This is a genomic window from Rhodococcus sp. SB1D, assembly GCF_048573875.1.
GTDB lineage: Bacteria > Actinomycetota > Actinomycetes > Mycobacteriales > Mycobacteriaceae > Rhodococcus_F > Rhodococcus_F qingshengii.
In genome coordinates this window covers 366,921-383,988 of record NZ_JBMAIQ010000001.1, presented here as the reverse complement: position 1 = coordinate 383,988, position 17,068 = coordinate 366,921, and the positions used below count along the sequence as shown (strand labels likewise).

The window sequence follows — 17,068 nt, the reverse complement described above, 5'->3', positions numbered from 1 at the left end:
CCGATACTGGACTGGTCGGTTGCGTCTCTACGGAACCGCGATGACTGTCATGGAGCCTGGTGCCACTTCCGTGAAACCAGCGTCACGAACCGCGACGGCCTCCGACTTCTTCAGCCGAACTACTGCTTCGGCCCACTGTTCCGGGCTCGCGTCGCGCACCGAGCAGCGAAAGTCGTTCTGCGCCCAGGCCCAGCACTGTTTCTCGGACATGGCCGCCGCCAACAACATCGAGGCATGCCCGACCTGTGCCGACGCCTTGCCAACCGTCATCTCGAGCGCCGAGTCGATCCACAGCACCGGAAGACCAGGCTCCGGCGGGCCAGGCTCGTCGTGCTCGAGATCGGTCCCACCGATCTGCAACTTCTTGATTCGCGGGTCCAGTTCTCCGACCGGCCCGGGAACCAGAGCCCGCGCCTGCGCGCCATCCACATCGACGGTGATTCCCGGTACCTCCTGCGCGGCGAGCCACTGCGCTCCTCGCGCTCGACGAGACACCTTCCGAATCCGGGCACCCACCCACGCCGAATAGTCCTCGTGCCAGGGGCCGGGTTCCCCGTCTTCGGTGAACCCGACGCGTTCGTCCAGACACAGCGCCACAGCCGCCGTTGCCGCAGCCTCGAGCAGTGCGGTGCGCTTGGGCGGGTCTGCCTTCGGAATGTGCAGAACGATCGGCATCGCCAACACCAGCGCCGGATCCGCGGGATCGTCTCGCCCTCCGTACCCAGCAGCCAGCACCGCGTGGCGCTCGCGCCAGCGCGAATCGGGGCCGGACATCACAGCTGGATCGGAACTGAATGCTGGATCGGAACTCATGGAATCGGTACGCGTCGCACGCCACCGTCGACGGCGTCCGCAGCCTCGACCTCGTCGCGGGTCACACCGAGAATGAACAGCACAGCGTCGAGGAAGGGATGCGACAACGCAGCATCTGCGACCTCCCGCAACGCAGGCTTGGCGTTGAACGCCACGCCCAGGCCCGCGGCGTTGAGCATGTCGATGTCGTTGGCACCGTCACCGACGGCGACGGTCTGTTCCATCGGCACACCGACCTGATCGGCGAACTTGCGCAGCGCAACGGCCTTCGCGGCGCGGTCGACGATTTCACCGATCACACGTCCGGTCAGCTTGCCGTCGACGATTTCGAGGGTGTTGGCGTGCACGAAGTCCAGTTCGAGTTCGTGTGCGAGGCCTTCGATGACCTGCCGGAAGCCACCCGACACCACGCCGCAGTGGAATCCGAGACGGCGCAGGGTGCGAATCGTGGTTCGCGCACCCGGCGTCAGTTCGATGCTCTCTGCCACCTCGTCGATGACGGAGGCGTCGAGACCGGCGAGTGTCGCCACACGCTGGTGCAGTGATTCGGTGAAGTCGATCTCGCCGCGCATCGCAGCTTCGGTGACGGCGCGGACCTCGTCCTCGACGCCGGCCTTCGCGGCGAGCATCTCGATGACCTCGCCCTGGACGAGCGTCGAGTCCACGTCGAACACGATCAGACGCTTGGCCCGGCGAGCGAGACCTGCGCGCTCGACCGCGATGTCGACGTTTTCGAGAGCGGCGACCTCGGCGAGTCCGGTGCGCAGCTTCGCGTCGCCGTCGGCCGTATCGGCCGCGCTGACGCTGAGTTCGAGGCCGGTGACCGGATAGTCGGCGACACCACGGATGGAATCGATGTTTGCGCCCTGCTTCGCGAGTTCGCGTGCAACCGATCGCATTGCGCGAGCATTGACCGGGCTACCGAGAACAACGACCGCGTGGGTGGACACCGCGGGCCGTCCGGGATCGGCACCGATTTCGATGTCGACGTTCATTCCGACCGTCGCCATCGCCTGTTCGAGTTCTTCCTGAAGCGCTTCGGGATCGTTCGGGCAGGCAACCATGACACCGAGTGTCAGTCGACCTCGAATCACCACCTGCTCCACGTCGAGTAGACGCACATCGTGCCGCGACAGCGCCGCGAACAGTACCGAGGTGACGCCAGGGCGGTCCGGCCCGGTCACAGTCACCAGAACAGTGGTGTCAGAGGCACCCACCGAAAACTCCGATCGTTTCTTCGTTCGCGTCTTGATCGTCACTATTGTGCCAAGCGAAAGGCCCCACCCGTTACTCGGGCGGGGCCTTCGCTGATTACTTCAGTGTGTTACTTCGCTCAGGAGCGGCTGTCGGTTCCGGGGTCGCCTTCGTCCCCGACCGTGAGCGGCTCGTGACGAGCATCTTCGAGCACGGTGCTGGCGTTCTTCCCGCCGTGGCCGGGGCCGACGTGCGCTTCCGCGCGCATCCGCTCCACCATGTGCGGGTAGTGCAGCTCGAACGCCGGACGCTCGCTACGGATGCGCGGCAACTCGGTGAAGTTGTGACGCGGCGGCGGGCAGGTGGTTGCCCACTCCAGCGAGTTTCCGTAACCCCACGGATCGTCGACGGTGACCACCTCGCCGTAGCGGTAGCTCTTGAAGACGTTCCAGATGAACGGAAGCGTCGAGGCACCGAGTACGAAGGCAAAGATCGTGGACACCGAGTTCAGAACCGTGAACCCGTCCGAGGGCAGGTAGTCGGCGTAACGACGCGGCATACCTTCGGCACCGAGCCAGTGCTGAACGAGGAACGTGCCGTGGAAACCGACGAACGTGGTCCAGAAGTGCCACTTGCCGAGGCGCTCGTCCATCATGCGACCGGTCATCTTCGGGAACCAGAAGTAGATACCGGCGTACGTGGCGAACACGACCGTGCCGAAGACCACGTAGTGGAAGTGGGCGACGACGAAGTAGCTGTCGGTGACGTGGAAGTCGAGCGGCGGGCTCGCGAGGATGACACCCGACAGACCACCGAAGAGGAAGGTGATCAGGAAGCCGATCGAGAACAGCATCGGCGATTCGAAGGTCAACTGTCCCTTCCACATCGTGCCGATCCAGTTGAAGATCTTCACACCTGTCGGCACGGCGATCAGGAACGTCATGAACGAGAAGTACGGCAGGAGAACAGCGCCGGTTGCGTACATGTGGTGGGCCCACACAGCGATCGACAGAGCGGCGATGGCCAACGTTGCGTACACCAGGCCGCTGTAGCCGAAGATCGGCTTACGGCTGAAGACCGGGAAGATCTCCGAGACGATGCCGAAGAACGGCAGCGCGATGATGTACACCTCGGGGTGACCGAAGAACCAGAACAGGTGCTGCCACAGGAGCACACCGCCCGTTGCCGGGTCGAAGATGTGCCCACCGAGATGGCGGTCGACGAACAAGCCCATGAATGCAGCGGTCAGCAGCGGGAACGCCAGCAGGATCAGGATGCTGGTGATGAAGATGTTCCAGGTGAAGATCGGCATGCGGAACATGGTCATACCGGGTGCGCGCAGGCAGATCACGGTGGTGACCATGTTGACGCCACCGAGGATGGTGCCGAGGCCGGCGACGGCCAGACCCAGGACCCACAGGTCGGCGCCGACGCCGGGGCTGTGCAGCGCGCTGGTCAGCGGCGTGTATGCCGTCCAACCGAAGTCTGCTGCGCCACCGGGCGTGACGAATCCGGCCGTCGTGATGATCGCACCGAACAGGTACAGCCAGTAGCTGAACGCGTTCAGGCGCGGGAACGCGACGTCGGGTGCACCGATCTGGAGCGGAAGAATGTAGTTCGCGAAGCCGAAGACGATCGGGGTCGCGTACAGCAGCAGCATGATCGTGCCGTGCATGGTGAACAGCTGGTTGAACTGTTCGTTGGAAAGGAACTGCATGCCGGGTACAGCAAGTTCGGCACGCATCATCAGTGCCATGAGGCCACCGATGAGGAAGAAGGCGATGGAAGTCGCCAAGTACATGATTCCGAGCACCTTGGGATCGGTGGTCGTGATCATCTTGAAAATGAATGAGCCCTTGGGTCCCTGCCGCGGCGGGTAAGGCCTGGCCGGCGCTATCGTGGGGACTGGCTGGGGCGCTACGGCAGTCACTGATCCTCCTGAATGTGCCTTTGGTCGCTCCGCAGACTCCGTCAAAGAGCCCTTGGTTGCGCCCGCAGGGTCCGTCGCCCGGGCTGCGGACAACGGCTTCTGGCTTGCGCTCATCGAATCGTAGACCGTGACTCCGAGGCACCGCGACCCGGTCCTACTCTGCGTCGTACTCGAGCATCCGTTTTTCACGGCACCGAACGAACGACCTGCGGTTTATGTTCCCCCGGGAGTCCGAACCCACTTCCGAATCGGCGTGTCGTGCGCGTCGAAGAATTCGGTCGGTGTCCGTTTTCGGCCAACCTCTCCACTGATAAGGTCACCCTCGCCTAACTCATCTCAGGAGCCAATCAGTGAAATTCTTTCCCCGCCGGGCCGCGCTGGTAGCGGTCGCAGCTTCGATCGCCTTGGTCGTTCCAGCGTGCTCGAGTAACGACGAGCCCGCTGCAACCACCATCTCGACCGAGTCGGGCGCATTTCCCCGTACCGTCGAGCACTTCCGCGGAAGCACCGAAATCCCGGCCGCACCCCAGCGGATCGTCGCGCTCGACAACAGCTTCACCGACGCCGTCCTTCTCCTCGAATCCCCGCTCGTCGGCTACGTCGACTACCGCGAGCCCGGTCTGCCCGACTACCTCGGATCCTCCCGGGAGGAATTCGCCCCGGACGCCGTCTCGGTCGGCACGGTCAGCAGCGCAAGCCTCGAGAAGATCGCCGCACTGCAACCGGACCTCATCATCTCCGCCGAGGTCCGCGACGGGAAGAACTACGAGCAGCTCTCCGCAATCGCGCCCACCGTCTTCACCCAGACAACCGGTCCGACGTGGAAGGACAACATCCGCGTAGTCGGTCAAGCGCTGGGCAAGGAATCGCTGGCCGAGGCGAAAATCTCCGAATACGAAACTCGCGCGGCTGCCGTCGGCAAGGAAATCAACGAGAAGGCGAACAACCCGGTCATCTCGGTAGTCCGGTTCGCCGGTGAACCGACCGCACGCCTCTACCGCACTACCTCGTTCAGCGGCATCGTTCTTCAGGATGCCGGGCTGAAGCGCCCGGACAACCAGGGACCCGACCCCGCCGATGCCGGCAACATCATGATGAAGATCAGCCCCGAGCTGATCAACGAAGCCGACGCGGACGTCATCTTCATCAGCACCTGGCAGGACGCCGAGGGCAAGAGCGCCGAAGCTGCGAAGCCATTCCTCGAGAGCCCGCTGTGGCAGACCCTTCGAGGACGCAAGGTGGACGTGGACGATTCACGGTGGATGTCGCCGGTCAGCATCCAGGGCGCGCACATGATCCTCGACGACCTCTCGGACACGTTCGAGGTGGACAAGCAGAACAGCTGAGTCGAACAGCTAACCTGAACGGCGCCCGCTCACACAGGAAGCCGTCGACTTGTCTGTTCTCTCACGCACGTCTGTTCTCTCACGCACGACCGCCCGCACGTCCATTCGTCGTGTCTCGATCCTGGGGATCGCCGCCACGATGCTCGTCCTCGGTGGTTGCTCGTCCGACTCGTCGGACGATCCCGCGAGCACCATCGTCCGGACCACTACGTCGATCGCCGGTGCCGGCGTGATGGGCATCGAACGCGACACCGCCACCGCGTGCCCGACGCCGACGCAAGCCGACCCGGGAGCGGGCCCCGGGGTGAAGCGTCGAGTCGTACACACTGCGGGTGAAACCGAGGTTCCTTCCGATCCCCAACGGATCGTGGTCCTCGACAGCGTCTCGATGGACGCCGTGTGCGCCCTCGGCCTGTGGGAGCGGGTAGTGGGCGCCGCGACCGGTGTCGACTCACCTCAACCGTCGTACCTGGGTTTCGGCATCTCGGAGATTCCGAGTGTCGGCCCCGTGAGCGCACCTGACGTCAACGCCGTGAAGGCCGCCGCGCCGGACTTGATCCTCGGGTCCAGTCCGGCGTCCGACGGCTTGTACGGGCAACTCGACGCCATCGCCCCCACCGTGTTCGCGGGCTCGGATCCCGTGTACTGGAAAGCGCAGTTCGCCCTCGCCGGCCAGGCACTGGGCCGTTCGTCCGCGGCTGCGACGGAGCTCGACCGCTACCAGCAGGACGTCGTGCAGCTCGGCGACGCATTGAATGCATCGCAGACGCAGGCATCAGTGGTTCGGTTCGGTTCGAAGGACCTGCAGATCGAGGGCCCTGCATCCTTCGCCGGACAGATCCTCAGCGACGTCGGCGTCCGGCGCCCACCGGCGCAGCGATTGACCGATGCGACCACGGCACCGATTCCGGCCGACGATCTCAGCGCCGCCGAAGGTGACTTGATCTACGTACTCTTCGACGGGCCGAACGGCCGTACCTACGGCACCGAGATCATGAAGAGCGACCAGTGGCAGGACCTCGCCGCCGCCACCGACCGGCGTGTGTTCGTCGCTGAAGACGAAATCTGGAACGGAAACGGGATGACTGCCGCCCGTGCCGTATTGGCGGACTTGAAGGGAACCTTGAACGGATATGCGAGCTGACCGGAACGAACCACTACTCCCACATTCGAGGCGGCTCGCCACAACTGTGACGGTCGGGTTCTGATCATGCCGATCCCGGAATTCATTGTCGCTTTGCGCGAGAAGGTCGGTCATGCGCCGCTCTGGCTGTCCGGCGTGAGCGTCGTGATCCGCGACGACGACGGCCGGGTCCTGCTCACCCGCCGCGCCGACAACGGTCAGTGGGCCGTCGTGTCCGGCGTTCTCGAGCCCGGAGAGGAACCGTCGGCGGCGGCGGTGCGGGAGGCGAAGGAAGAAACCGGCGTCGACGCCGAATTGATTCGGATCACGAGTGTCGATGTCACAGAACCCATTACGTACCCCAATGGTGACGTGACTCAGTACCTCGACGTCTGCTTCCTGGCCAGGTGGACCGGCGGAGATGCACACGTGGCGGACGACGAAAACCTCGAGGTCGCGTGGTTCGCGCCGAGCGCACTGCCTTCGGACATGACGGAAACCTCGCGTCTGCGCCTCGCAAAAGCGTTGCTGGACAAGCCGGAAGCGTGGTTTCAGCGCTGACCAACTCCCCTATCGACGACCGAAGCCCGATTCCCGCGTGTGCAGGAGTCGGGCTTCGTTGGGTGCAGGGTCGCTCTAGAAATCCCAGTCGTCGTCTTCGGTGTTGACGGCTTTGCCGATGACGTAGGAGCTACCCGAGCCGGAGAAGAAGTCGTGATTCTCGTCCGCATTCGGTGAAAGTGCCGACAGGATAGCCGGATTGACGTCCGTCTCGTCCTTCGGGAAGAGGCCTTCGTAGCCGAGATTGTTGAGCGCCTTGTTGGCGTTGTAGCGCAGGAACTTCTTGACATCCTCGGTCAGACCGACGCCGTCGTAGAGGTCCTGGGTGTAGTCGACCTCGTTCTCGTAGAGCTCGAAGAGCAACTCGAACGTGTAGTTCTTGAGCTCTTCACGCTCGGCCTCGGTGAGCTGTTCGAGGCCCTTCTGGTACTTGTAGCCGATGTAGTACCCGTGCACGGCCTCGTCGCGGATGATGAGGCGGATGAGGTCTGCGGTGTTGGTGAGCTTGGCTCGCGAGGACCAGTACATCGGCAGGTAGAAGCCGGAGTAGAAGAGGAAGCTCTCGAGGAGCGTCGATGCGACCTTGCGCTTGAGCGGCGACTCGCCGTTGTAGTAGTCGAGAACGATCTGCGCCTTGCGCTGCAGGTTGGGGTTCTCCTCCGACCAGCGGAACGCGTCGTCGATGTCGGGGGTGGAGCACAGCGTCGAGAAGATCGAGCTGTAACTCTTCGCGTGCACCGATTCCATGAAGGCGATGTTGGTGTACACCGCTTCTTCGTGGGGAGTGATCGCGTCCGGGATGAGGCTGACGGCGCCGACCGTTCCCTGGATGGTGTCGAGCAGCGTCAGGCCCGTGAAGACGCGCATGGTGAGCTGCTGCTCCTGCGCGGTCAGCGTTCCCCAGGAAGGGATGTCGTTGGAGACCGGCACCTTTTCGGGCAGCCAGAAGTTGCTGACGAGGCGATCCCATACCTCGGCGTCCTTCTCGTCCTGGACGCGATTCCAGTTGATGGCGGAAACGCGACTGACCAGCTTGACCATAATTCCTACCTAGCGAGAGAGATACTGCCGAATGTTGGCTTGCCTGAACACTACCCGTTGTGCCGGGTTCGCGATGCCAACACAACAACATGTGTCGCACGCGCCCCTCCACGAGTACAAAAAATGTGATATCAATTAAATATCACTTACCGATGGAAAGCGAGTCTCGCATGACCAGCACACCCACCGTGGCCGAGAAACCGACCGGTGTCGCCACCACAACGATCGCCGAACACCCAGGCTGGGACCTGTCCGGCAGCTGGATGCTCCTCGGCGGCGTCCTTCTCTTCCTGGCCGGAATCGCGCTGTCCGTCGTTGGCGGAGTTCTGGGACTCTTCGCCCTGATTCCGGTCGGAGTGGTGCTGTTCATCGCGTCACTCCCCCTCCTGATGGGCCTGACCTTGGTGCAACCTAATCAAGCCCGAGTTCTGCAACTTCTCGGAAGCTCGTACAGCGGCACCCTGCGCACGCCGGGCCTGCGATGGACAAATCCGCTGACGGTCCGTCGATCGATCTCGACGCGTATCCGAAACCACGAGACCGGTCAGGCGAAAGTGAACGACGCCGACGGCAATCCCATCGAGATCTCGGCGGTGGTCGTCTGGCAGGTGGCCGACACAGCGCTCGCCTCGTTCCAGGTGGACGATTACGAGGAGTTCGTCTCCGTACAGACCGAGGCGGCCGTCCGCCATATCGCCGGTAGCTACCCGTACGACGCCGAAGGCCGAGTCTCGTTGCGCGAGAACGCCGATATCATCACCACCACCTTGTCGGAGGAGGTTCACGCCCGCGTGCGTGCGGCGGGTGTCGAAGTTATCGAGACACGCATCAACAGGCTCTCGTATGCACCGGAGATCGCCAGCGCGATGCTTCGGCGCCAGCAAGCGGGTGCTGTGATAGCCGCCCGCAAGCAAATCGTCGAAGGCGCGGTGTCCATGGTCGACATGGCACTCAAGCAGCTCGAGGAAAAGCACGTCGTCGAACTCGACGAGGAACGCAAGGCCACGATGATCAGTAACCTTCTGGTCGTGCTGTGCGGCGACCGCGACGCACAACCGGTGCTCAACACCGGTTCGCTCTACCAGTAAAGGAAAGGCCACATGGCCACGGATCCAGCTCCGCGATCCGAGCGTAAGAAGATCCTTCTTCGGTTGGACCCAGCGGTACACGACGCCCTCGCCCGCTGGGCCGCCGACGATCTCCGAAGTACCAACGCCCAGATCGAGTTTCTCCTTCGGCGCGCACTCACCGAGCACGGTCGAATGCCGAAGAACGCCGGCAAGATGCACGGTCCCGGCCGCCCGCCGGCCTGATACCCCTGTGCGCCTTTTTGGTAGTAACCACTACCGAAAAGGCGCACGGGGGCGGAGCCCTTTACAGCATGCAGGAAACGCAGCCCTCGACCTCGGTGCCTTCGAGTGCCATCTGACGCAGACGGATGTAGTACAGCGTCTTGATGCCCTTACGCCACGCATAGATCTGCGCCTTGTTGATGTCGCGAGTGGTTGCGGTGTCCTTGAAGAACAGCGTCAGCGACAGGCCCTGGTCGACGTGTTGCGTTGCGGCAGCATAGGTGTCGACGATCTTCTCGTACCCGATTTCGTAGGCATCCTGGTAGTACTCCAGGTTGTCGTTGGTCAGGTAGGGCGCCGGGTAGTAGACGCGGCCGATCTTGCCTTCCTTGCGGATCTCGATCTTCGACGCCACCGGGTGGATGGAGCTGGTGGAGTAGTTGATGTACGAGATCGAGCCGGTCGGCGGGACGGCCTGAAGGTTCTGGTTGTAGATACCGTGCTTCTGAACCGAAGCCTTCAGCTCACGCCAGTCGTCCTGAGTGGGGATGTGCAGCTTCGCATCGGCGAAGAGTCCGCGAACCTTGTCGGTTGCCGGCTCCCAAGCCTGATCGGTGTACTTGTCGAAGAATTCACCCGAGGCGTACTTCGACTCCGGGAAACCCTTGAAGTACGAGCCGCGCTCGATGGCGATCTTGTTCGACGCACGCAGTGCGTGGAACAGCACGGTGTAGAAGTAGATGTTCGTGAAGTCGATGCCTTCTTCGCTGCCGTAGAAGATCCGCTCACGAGCGAGGTATCCGTGCAGGTTCATCTGACCGAGGCCGATGGCGTGAGAGTCGTTGTTGCCCTGCTCGATCGACGGCACCGAGTAGATGTGCGTCTGGTCGGACACCGCCGTCAATCCGCGGATCGACACTTCGATGGTCTTGGCGAAGTCGGGCGAGTCCATGGTCTTCGCGATGTTCAGCGAACCCAGGTTGCAGGAGATGTCCTTGCCGACCTTCGAGTAGGACAGGTCGTCGTTGAACAGTGAAGGCGTCGAAACCTGCAGGATCTCCGAGCACAGGTTCGAGTGCGTGATCTTGCCCTCGATCGGGTTTGCCCGGTTCACCGTGTCCTCGAACATGATGTAGGGGTAGCCCGATTCGAACTGCAATTCGGCGACGGTCTGGAAGAACTCGCGAGCTTTGATCTTGGACTTGCGAATTCGCTTGTCGTCGACCATCTCGTAGTACTTCTCGGAGACGTTGATGTCGGAGAACGGAACTCCGTAGATGCGCTCGACGTCGTACGGCGAGAACAAGTACATGTCCTCGTTCTTCTTCGCCAGTTCGAACGTGATGTCCGGGATCACGACGCCGAGTGAGAGCGTCTTGATACGGATCTTCTCGTCGGCGTTCTCACGCTTGGTGTCGAGGAACCGGTAGATGTCGGGGTGGTGCGCATGCAGGTACACAGCACCGGCGCCCTGACGCGCACCCAACTGGTTGGCGTAGGAGAACGAGTCCTCGAGAAGCTTCATGATCGGGATGACACCCGAACTCTGGTTCTCGATCTTCTTGATCGGGGCGCCGTGCTCACGAACGTTGGTGAGCAGCAAGGCAACTCCGCCACCGCGCTTGGACAGCTGCAGTGCCGAGTTGATGGAGCGACCGATGGACTCCATGTTGTCTTCGATACGAAGCAGGAAGCAGGACACGGGCTCACCGCGCTGCTTCTTGCCCGAGTTCAGGAACGTCGGGGTGGCGGGCTGGAAGCGTCCGGCGATGATCTCGTCGACGAGTTCGACGGCCAGGTCTTCGTTGCCTGCGGCCAGGGTGAGCGCAACCATGCAGACACGATCTTCGAAACGCTCGAGGTAGCGCTTACCGTCGAAGGTCTTGAGCGTGTAGGAGGTGTAGTACTTGAATGCACCCAGGAACGTCGGGAAGCGGAACTTCTTGGCGTACGCGTGATCGATCAGGAACTTCACGAAAGTACGTGAGTACTGATCGAGAACCTCGGGCTCGTAATAGTTTTCCTCGACGAGGTAGTCCAGCTTCTCGTCGAGGTTGTGGAAGAACACGGTGTTCTGGTTGACGTGCTGCAAGAAGTACTGACGGGCTGCAGCGACATCCATCTCGAACTGGATCTCACCGTTGGCGCCGTACAGGTTGAGCATGGCGTTGAGTGCGTGGTAGTCGAGACCGTTGGTGGAATCGCCGCCGCGCGCATCACGCTCTACGCTTCCTGCCGCGATCGTGTCAGTGATGGTTGGCGCCACTGCCCGTGCTCCTTCTCTGTTTCGAAATGATTCCAGAACTCCCCCAAGCCTTCTCGTACCCGGTCGACGTCCTCGGCAGTGCCCATGAGTTCGAACCGGTACAGAAAAGGAACGTGGCATTTCTGGGAAATGATGTTTCCTGCATAGCAAAAGGACTCACCGAAATTGGTGTTTCCCGCCGCGATCACTGCTCTGATCAACGACCTGTTGTGTGGATTGTTCAAAAAACGAATGACCGGCTTCGGTACATAACTGGAGTCGCGCCCTGTCACGGTGACCCCGCCACCATAGGTGGGCAGAATCAGCACATAGGGCTCGTCTACACGAAATGAGCCGTCACGGTCATGGATAGGTATACGTGTCGCAGGCAGGCCGAGACGTTGAACGAATCGGTGGGTGTTCTCCGACACGCTGGAAAAGTAGACCAGCGAAGTCATCGGTTGTCACCATTTTCTTGTACGGTGCCCGGAACTACTCAGATGTGTCGGCGGAGGTGTCCACCGCCGACACTGCGGCGCTTCAAGCAGCGACGGTCAGGGTCTTGATGCGATCGGGACGGAAGCCCGACCAGTGATCTTCACCGGCAACCACGATGGGTGCCTGGAGGTACCCGAGAGCCATGACGTAGTCGCGGGCTTCGGCATCCTCGGTGATGTCGATGACGTTGTATTCGAGACCGGCCTTGTCCAGGGCGCGGTAGGTGGCATTGCACTGAACGCAAGCGGGCTTGGTGTAGACGGTGATGCTCATGAGAGTCCCTCTTTCGCTTAGCCAACAAAGGCCGATGTAGTGATGTTCAGCACCGATACGACCGATTGCCGGAGTCTCGCTCGAAGCGTTCCGCGTTGTGGTCTCTCAGTGCTCAAGACACTACACCTAGTGGCCGACAGAAACACATAACGCGAGATGTTGTGAGTCACATCGTTGGAATTCCCAGGTCGCCCCTGTTCAGCGCCTTCATTTCCCGGCGCGTCGGCGTGTCGCGCGTCACAGTTTATTTTTTTGCTCGCCGGCCTCTCGGAGCCGCGCCACGGACCTACCATGAGCGTCGTGGAAACACCCCCGAAGGACGAGGCTCCACGCCACCAGGCAACCGTGACGAGAACACAGCAGGTGACACCGTTGATGCGCAGAATCACCTTCGGTGGGGAGGGCCTGAGCGACTTCGAGACGAGTGGTAGCCCGGACGAACGGGTGCTCGTCAGATTCCCTCTCATTCCCCCTCACGCCCGCAGTTACACGGTCCGGCGCTGGCAGCCGTCGAAGAACGAGCTGGAGATCGACTTCGTTCTCCACGGCCACGGCGGCGCGGCACTCTGGGCCGCGACTGCGCAACCGGGCGAGACCGTTCACCTCTCGACGGCGAGCGGGTGGTTCACGCCGCCGGCAGGTTGCGACTGGCTGCTGATGGTCGCCGATCACGCCGCTCTGCCCGCGATCGGGCGAATTCTCGAAGAAGCACCCGACGGTCTACCGATCCACGTCATCGCGCAGGTACCCGCGCCGAGCGAACAGCAGACGTTCACGACGCGCGCCGACGCTCACTACCGATGGATCGAGGAATCGGACTCGCTGCTCGCCGAATTGGCCGGCGCTGCCCTGCCTCCCGGCGAGGGCTACATCTGGTGTGCAGTCGAGGCCGCGACCGCCAGACGCATCCGCGCCCATCTGCGTCGAACATGGGAAATCCCGGCACCCCGCATGCACGTGATGGGTTACTGGCGGGAGGACAAGGAGAACTGGGAGCGTCGGTACGCCGTCGTCGCCGACCGTATCGACGCCGCGATGGGCGAAGCGATGATGGCCGGCAAGGATTTCGAGTCGGTTCGCGACGCCGTCGACGACGCGATGGAACGCGAAGGGCTTTAGCGCATATGGGCGTGACTCGCATACGAGTGAGGGCCATACCTTCCGGCATGGCCCTCACTCGTGAAACGGATTACGCGTTGACGAGCTGCTTGCCGGCGTCGACGAGGTCGGAGACGACCTTGGAGACCTGAGCGAGCACCTCTGCGTTCTCACGCGGGTGCAGCTCACCGAACAGTGCGCCGGTTCCACCGATGCTCAGTGCGGTGTCCTCGACGACCTTGCCGCCGGCGATGCGGACTGCCTTGGTGGTGTCTTCGTGTGCCCACTTGGCGCCGTTGCCACTGGGCGAAGCGCTGATGACTGCGACAGCCTTGTCCTTGACTGCACCGACACCGTACGGACGCGAGATCCAGTCGATGGCGTTCTTCAGAACTGCGGGGATGGTGCCGTTGTATTCGGGGGTGACGAGCAGGAACGCGTCAGCGTCGCTCGCAGCGGCGCGCAGTGCGTCGACAGCGGGAATGGAAGCACCCTCGACGTCGATGTCTTCGTTGTAGAAGGGGACGTCGGCGAGGCCTTCGAAGACCGTCAGCGTTGCACCCTCGGGCGCGGCGGACACAGCCGTCTCGGCAAGCTGGCGGTTGACGGATCCGGCGCGCAGGCTGCCGACGAGAACGAGAACATTGGTCTGTGACATAGCGAGTTTCCTTCGAGAGTGGTGCGGTTGGTGGCTCCGGTTGAAAGTTATATCAACTAAACGGACCGCGGTCCACTTACATTCCCCGGCCCTGTAACCTGATCCCGTGAGCGCAATCCCCCTCCCCCAGATCGGCGCCGCGCCGGTCGAGCGCGGTGACGCAGCACGTAACCGCGTACTTCTGCTCGACGCCGCAGCCCTCCTCGTTGCCGAGCGAGGTGTCGACGCGGTGACGATGGATGCTGTCGCGTGCCGGGCCGGTGTGGGCAAGGGCACAGTTTTTCGGCGCTTCGGCAATCGATCGGGACTGATGCAGGCTTTGCTCGATCACACCGAGCGAGAACTGCAGCAGGCATTCATGTTCGGCCCCCCACCGTTGGGTCCGGGCGCGCCGCCGATCGAGCGCCTCATCGCGTTCGGACGAGCCCGGATTGCCATGGTGGAAGTACAGGGCGAAGTCCTCCGAGCAGCGGAAAACGCTCCTGAATACCGCTTCGGCGGTCCGGCCCGGGCTCTCGGCATCGCTCACGTCATCGGGCTTCTTCGAGGAGCCGACGTCGAGGGCGACCTCGAGCTGCTCGCTTCAGCACTGTTGGCACCGCTCGAAGCGTCGCTCGTCCTTCATCAGGTGCGCGATCTCGGGATGACCACCGAGCGTCTGGCCGCCGGCTGGGAAGACCTTGCCCGGCGCGTTACTCGATGTTGACTCCCCCGATTCGTCCCACCGCTTAATGTGAGCCCATGCGCATCGCTGCTGCCGTCATCGGCTTCCTGACCATCGCCGCGGTAAGCGGTTGCTCCGCTTCGTCCGACTCCCCCGAGGACAAGACGGATCCCTCCGGTCGTGTGTTCATCTCGACCTCCGTGGATGGAACACCAATTCCCGGCGGCGGCCCGCTGACTCTCGACTTCAGCCAGGCCGGTCGAGTGTCCGCGAGCGCCGGATGCAACACGGCAAACGGTTCGGTCGAGTTCACCGACGGCAAGCTGACCACCGGCACCATGGCGTCGACCATGATGGGCTGCCCTCCCGGCATCGCCGAGTCCGACTCCTGGACAACAACATTGCTGACCGCTGCGCCGGCGTGGAGCCTCGACGGCGACACCCTCGTCCTGACATCGAAGGACGCCACAGTCACCCTGCAGGACAAGAAAATTGTCACGCCGGATCGACCGCTGCAGGGCACGACGTGGACTGTCACGTCCCTCATCAGTCCCGATGCGATCAGTACGAGCCTGGCTCTGGAGACGTCAGCTCCCGAACTGACGATTGCCGCAGACGGTTCGGTCAGCGGGAGCACCGGATGCAATCGCATGACCGGAAGCGCCCAGACGTCCGACACCACAGTCACGTTCACGCCGATGGCAACCACGCGTATGGCTTGCCCCGAGGAGAACATGGACATCGAGCGCCAGATCCTGGCGGTGCTCGACGGCGAAGTGAGTTACACCGTCGACGCCGACACGCTGACCCTGCGCAAGCCCGACGACACCGGATTGATACTGACTGCGCAGGCTTGACCAGACGCTGCAGGCTCGATCAGACGTTGTCGAGCAGCCAGCGCCCCAACTCGCGGGCGCTGGCATCGATCATCGCGGGCCAGTCCAAGGCCGAGTCGTCCGCGTGATCGCTGACGTGTTTGACGAGTCGGCAGGTAGCACCCGCAGCCTGCGCGGCGAATGCGATGGCAAATCCCTCCATGTCGACCAGATCGGCTCGCTGCGCAAGGGCGTCCCGGGTTGCAGCGTCGGCGATGAATGCGTCGCCGGTCGCCAACACCGAGTCGTCACCGCCGGCGAGCACCAAACGGTCCGCGACGTCGTGCCCCAGCGCTCGGATCGCGGTGCTGCTGATGTCGTGATTGATGACGACGCCGGGAACATAGAGGCCGCCGTGGTGCGCGTGCAGCGCACCGGCTGTCCCGATGTTGACGACCAGCGGCAGATCATCCCGCTCGTACCGCGCGAGAGCAGAGGCGACTGCTGTTGCAGCACTGACCTTTCCAATCCCCGTGACCAGCAGTTCGTATCCTTGCGGCACGTATGCCGCTTCCGACTTCGTCGCACTGACCACCAGAACGTTGTTCGCACTCATGTGCGCGACCGTACCGCCCCGGATACGGTGGCACTGCACGCACCTGCTCACATCGCTAGAGTCCATTCATGGCCACACTGCGTGAAAGCATCATCGAAGAACTCGGCACAAAGCCGACAATCGACGCCGCAGCGGAGGTTCGCGCGCGAGTCCAGTTCCTGAAGGACTACGTGCGCTCGACCCCCGCCAAAGGGTTCGTTCTGGGAATCAGCGGCGGTCAGGACAGCACGCTCGCCGGAGCCCTCGCCCAACGCGCGGTCACGGAACTTCGCGAAGAGGGCCTCGAGGCCGAGTTCGTCGCCGTTCGACTCCCCTACGGCGCGCAGGCCGACGAATCCGACGCTCAGATCGCGCTCGGCTTCATCAAGCCGGACCGCTCTCTCACGGTCAACGTCAAGCCTGGCGCCGACGCGACAGCCCGTGAGGCCTCCGAGGCGCTGGGAAACGGCGAACTGCGCGACTTCGTCCGCGGCAACATCAAGGCGCGCGAACGAATGGTCATCCAGTATGCGATTGCCGGTCAGCTCGGCTACCTCGTGATCGGTACCGACCACGCCGCAGAAGCGATTACCGGCTTCTTCACGAAATTCGGTGACGGCGGTGTCGACATCACGCCGCTCACCGGCTTGAGCAAACGCCAGGGCGCCGCATTGCTGCAGGAATTGGGCGCACCCGAGAGCACGTGGCGCAAGGTGCCGACCGCCGACCTCGAGGACGACCGACCCGCGCTACCCGACGAAGTTGCCCTCGGCGTCACGTACTCACAGATAGACGACTACCTCGAAGGAAAGGACGTTTCCTCCGAGGTAGCCGAGAAGCTCGAGAAGATGTTCACCAACACTCGTCACAAGCGCACGGTGCCGGTCACACCCCTCGATGACTGGTGGAAGTAACTCCTACC

General features: G+C 62.7%; 18 protein-coding genes. 9 read left to right on the top strand and 9 right to left on the bottom strand.

Features of this window, described 5'->3' with window-relative positions:
* Positions 1–27: 27 nt before the first annotated feature.
* From ACN50D_RS01825 to ctaD, 3 genes are all read right to left on the bottom strand, one after another.
* Positions 28–813: a peptidyl-tRNA hydrolase gene (locus ACN50D_RS01825; RefSeq protein WP_063836273.1), complete on the bottom strand. Its 786-nt coding sequence runs from the start codon at positions 811–813 to the stop codon at positions 28–30.
* Positions 810–2,030, bottom strand: a complete 1,221-nt coding sequence (serB, locus tag ACN50D_RS01820; RefSeq protein WP_003944761.1) for a phosphoserine phosphatase SerB — start codon at positions 2,028–2,030, stop codon at positions 810–812. Before serB ends, ACN50D_RS01825 begins: the two co-directional genes overlap by 4 nt.
* Before the next feature lie 116 nt (positions 2,031–2,146).
* Positions 2,147–3,937, bottom strand: coding sequence for a cytochrome c oxidase subunit I (gene ctaD / locus ACN50D_RS01815; RefSeq protein ID WP_020907234.1), 1,791 nt, complete (start codon positions 3,935–3,937; stop codon positions 2,147–2,149).
* Positions 3,938–4,287: 350 nt separating this feature from the next.
* On the opposite strand from ctaD, the gene ACN50D_RS01810 reads away from it, so the two are divergent.
* From ACN50D_RS01810 to ACN50D_RS01800, 3 genes are all read left to right on the top strand, one after another.
* On the top strand, positions 4,288–5,283 hold the full coding sequence (locus ACN50D_RS01810) for an ABC transporter substrate-binding protein (protein ID WP_030534954.1): 996 nt from the start codon (positions 4,288–4,290) through the stop codon (positions 5,281–5,283).
* A 49-nt stretch (positions 5,284–5,332) separates the two neighbouring features.
* Positions 5,333–6,427, top strand: a complete 1,095-nt coding sequence (locus tag ACN50D_RS01805) for an iron-siderophore ABC transporter substrate-binding protein (RefSeq protein WP_020969287.1) — start codon at positions 5,333–5,335, stop codon at positions 6,425–6,427.
* A gap of 66 nt (positions 6,428–6,493) precedes the next feature.
* Positions 6,494–6,967, top strand: coding sequence for an NUDIX hydrolase (locus ACN50D_RS01800; RefSeq protein WP_073512987.1), 474 nt, complete (start codon positions 6,494–6,496; stop codon positions 6,965–6,967).
* Positions 6,968–7,042: 75 nt separating this feature from the next.
* Here the strand turns inward: ACN50D_RS01800 and nrdF are convergent, their stop codons facing one another.
* Positions 7,043–8,008 (bottom strand): class 1b ribonucleoside-diphosphate reductase subunit beta, encoded by a 966-nt coding sequence (gene nrdF, locus ACN50D_RS01795; protein ID WP_003944744.1) that lies wholly within the window; start codon positions 8,006–8,008, stop codon positions 7,043–7,045.
* 170 nt (positions 8,009–8,178) lie between these two features.
* Between nrdF and ACN50D_RS01790 the strand changes: the two genes are divergently transcribed.
* Positions 8,179–9,096 (top strand): SPFH domain-containing protein, encoded by a 918-nt coding sequence (locus tag ACN50D_RS01790; RefSeq protein WP_211920410.1) that lies wholly within the window; start codon positions 8,179–8,181, stop codon positions 9,094–9,096.
* Positions 9,097–9,108: 12 nt separating this feature from the next.
* A complete protein-coding gene (locus ACN50D_RS01785) occupies positions 9,109–9,321 on the top strand; it encodes a hypothetical protein (protein WP_003944723.1) in 213 nt (70 codons plus the stop codon).
* A 61-nt stretch (positions 9,322–9,382) separates the two neighbouring features.
* On the opposite strand, the gene nrdE is transcribed toward ACN50D_RS01785, so the two are convergent.
* From nrdE to nrdH, 3 genes are all read right to left on the bottom strand, one after another.
* The gene (gene nrdE / locus ACN50D_RS01780; protein WP_003944756.1) at positions 9,383–11,566 is read right to left on the bottom strand and encodes a class 1b ribonucleoside-diphosphate reductase subunit alpha; all 2,184 of its coding nucleotides are present in this window, start codon (positions 11,564–11,566) and stop codon (positions 9,383–9,385) included.
* Positions 11,524–12,003 (bottom strand): class Ib ribonucleoside-diphosphate reductase assembly flavoprotein NrdI, encoded by a 480-nt coding sequence (gene nrdI, locus ACN50D_RS01775; RefSeq protein ID WP_211920412.1) that lies wholly within the window; start codon positions 12,001–12,003, stop codon positions 11,524–11,526. Before nrdI ends, nrdE begins: the two co-directional genes overlap by 43 nt.
* A gap of 82 nt (positions 12,004–12,085) precedes the next feature.
* Positions 12,086–12,316: a glutaredoxin-like protein NrdH gene (gene nrdH, locus ACN50D_RS01770; protein ID WP_003944717.1), complete on the bottom strand. Its 231-nt coding sequence runs from the start codon at positions 12,314–12,316 to the stop codon at positions 12,086–12,088.
* Between the two features lie 291 nt (positions 12,317–12,607).
* On the opposite strand from nrdH, the gene ACN50D_RS01765 reads away from it, so the two are divergent.
* Positions 12,608–13,435: a siderophore-interacting protein gene (locus ACN50D_RS01765; RefSeq protein WP_081557697.1), complete on the top strand. Its 828-nt coding sequence runs from the start codon at positions 12,608–12,610 to the stop codon at positions 13,433–13,435.
* A gap of 70 nt (positions 13,436–13,505) precedes the next feature.
* Here ACN50D_RS01765 and ACN50D_RS01760 read toward each other — a convergent pair whose 3' ends face one another.
* Complete coding sequence (locus ACN50D_RS01760) at positions 13,506–14,072, bottom strand: NAD(P)H-dependent oxidoreductase (protein WP_003944689.1); 567 nt, start codon at positions 14,070–14,072, stop codon at positions 13,506–13,508.
* A gap of 106 nt (positions 14,073–14,178) precedes the next feature.
* Here ACN50D_RS01760 and ACN50D_RS01755 point away from each other — a divergent pair, with 106 nt between their 5' ends.
* The gene (locus ACN50D_RS01755) at positions 14,179–14,778 is read left to right on the top strand and encodes a TetR/AcrR family transcriptional regulator (RefSeq protein ID WP_192712526.1); all 600 of its coding nucleotides are present in this window, start codon (positions 14,179–14,181) and stop codon (positions 14,776–14,778) included.
* Positions 14,779–14,813: 35 nt separating this feature from the next.
* Positions 14,814–15,593, top strand: coding sequence for an META domain-containing protein (locus ACN50D_RS01750; protein WP_211920414.1), 780 nt, complete (start codon positions 14,814–14,816; stop codon positions 15,591–15,593).
* Positions 15,594–15,612: 19 nt separating this feature from the next.
* Here ACN50D_RS01750 and ACN50D_RS01745 read toward each other — a convergent pair whose 3' ends face one another.
* Positions 15,613–16,167 (bottom strand): nucleosidase, encoded by a 555-nt coding sequence (locus ACN50D_RS01745; RefSeq protein ID WP_192712528.1) that lies wholly within the window; start codon positions 16,165–16,167, stop codon positions 15,613–15,615.
* Between the two features lie 68 nt (positions 16,168–16,235).
* On the opposite strand from ACN50D_RS01745, the gene nadE reads away from it, so the two are divergent.
* Positions 16,236–17,060: an ammonia-dependent NAD(+) synthetase gene (gene nadE, locus ACN50D_RS01740; RefSeq protein ID WP_064075192.1), complete on the top strand. Its 825-nt coding sequence runs from the start codon at positions 16,236–16,238 to the stop codon at positions 17,058–17,060.
* The last annotated feature ends 8 nt before the right edge of the window (positions 17,061–17,068 follow it).

Bases quoted from the DNA above. Each gene is read 5' to 3' on its own strand.
- ACN50D_RS01825 (WP_063836273.1), bottom strand. From the start codon at position 813: ATGAGTTCCGATCCAGCATTCAGTTCCGATCCAGCTGTGATGTCCGGC.
- ACN50D_RS01800 (WP_073512987.1), top strand. From the start codon at position 6,494: ATGCCGATCCCGGAATTCATTGTCGCTTTGCGCGAGAAGGTCGGTCAT.
- nrdF (WP_003944744.1), bottom strand. From the start codon at position 8,008: ATGGTCAAGCTGGTCAGTCGCGTTTCCGCCATCAACTGGAATCGCGTC.
- ACN50D_RS01790 (WP_211920410.1), top strand. From the start codon at position 8,179: ATGACCAGCACACCCACCGTGGCCGAGAAACCGACCGGTGTCGCCACC.
- ACN50D_RS01785 (WP_003944723.1), top strand. From the start codon at position 9,109: ATGGCCACGGATCCAGCTCCGCGATCCGAGCGTAAGAAGATCCTTCTT.
- nrdI (WP_211920412.1), bottom strand. From the start codon at position 12,003: ATGACTTCGCTGGTCTACTTTTCCAGCGTGTCGGAGAACACCCACCGA.
- nrdH (WP_003944717.1), bottom strand. From the start codon at position 12,316: ATGAGCATCACCGTCTACACCAAGCCCGCTTGCGTTCAGTGCAATGCC.
- ACN50D_RS01765 (WP_081557697.1), top strand. From the start codon at position 12,608: ATGAGCGTCGTGGAAACACCCCCGAAGGACGAGGCTCCACGCCACCAG.
- ACN50D_RS01760 (WP_003944689.1), bottom strand. From the start codon at position 14,072: ATGTCACAGACCAATGTTCTCGTTCTCGTCGGCAGCCTGCGCGCCGGA.
- ACN50D_RS01750 (WP_211920414.1), top strand. From the start codon at position 14,814: ATGCGCATCGCTGCTGCCGTCATCGGCTTCCTGACCATCGCCGCGGTA.
- ACN50D_RS01745 (WP_192712528.1), bottom strand. From the start codon at position 16,167: ATGAGTGCGAACAACGTTCTGGTGGTCAGTGCGACGAAGTCGGAAGCG.
- nadE (WP_064075192.1), top strand. From the start codon at position 16,236: ATGGCCACACTGCGTGAAAGCATCATCGAAGAACTCGGCACAAAGCCG.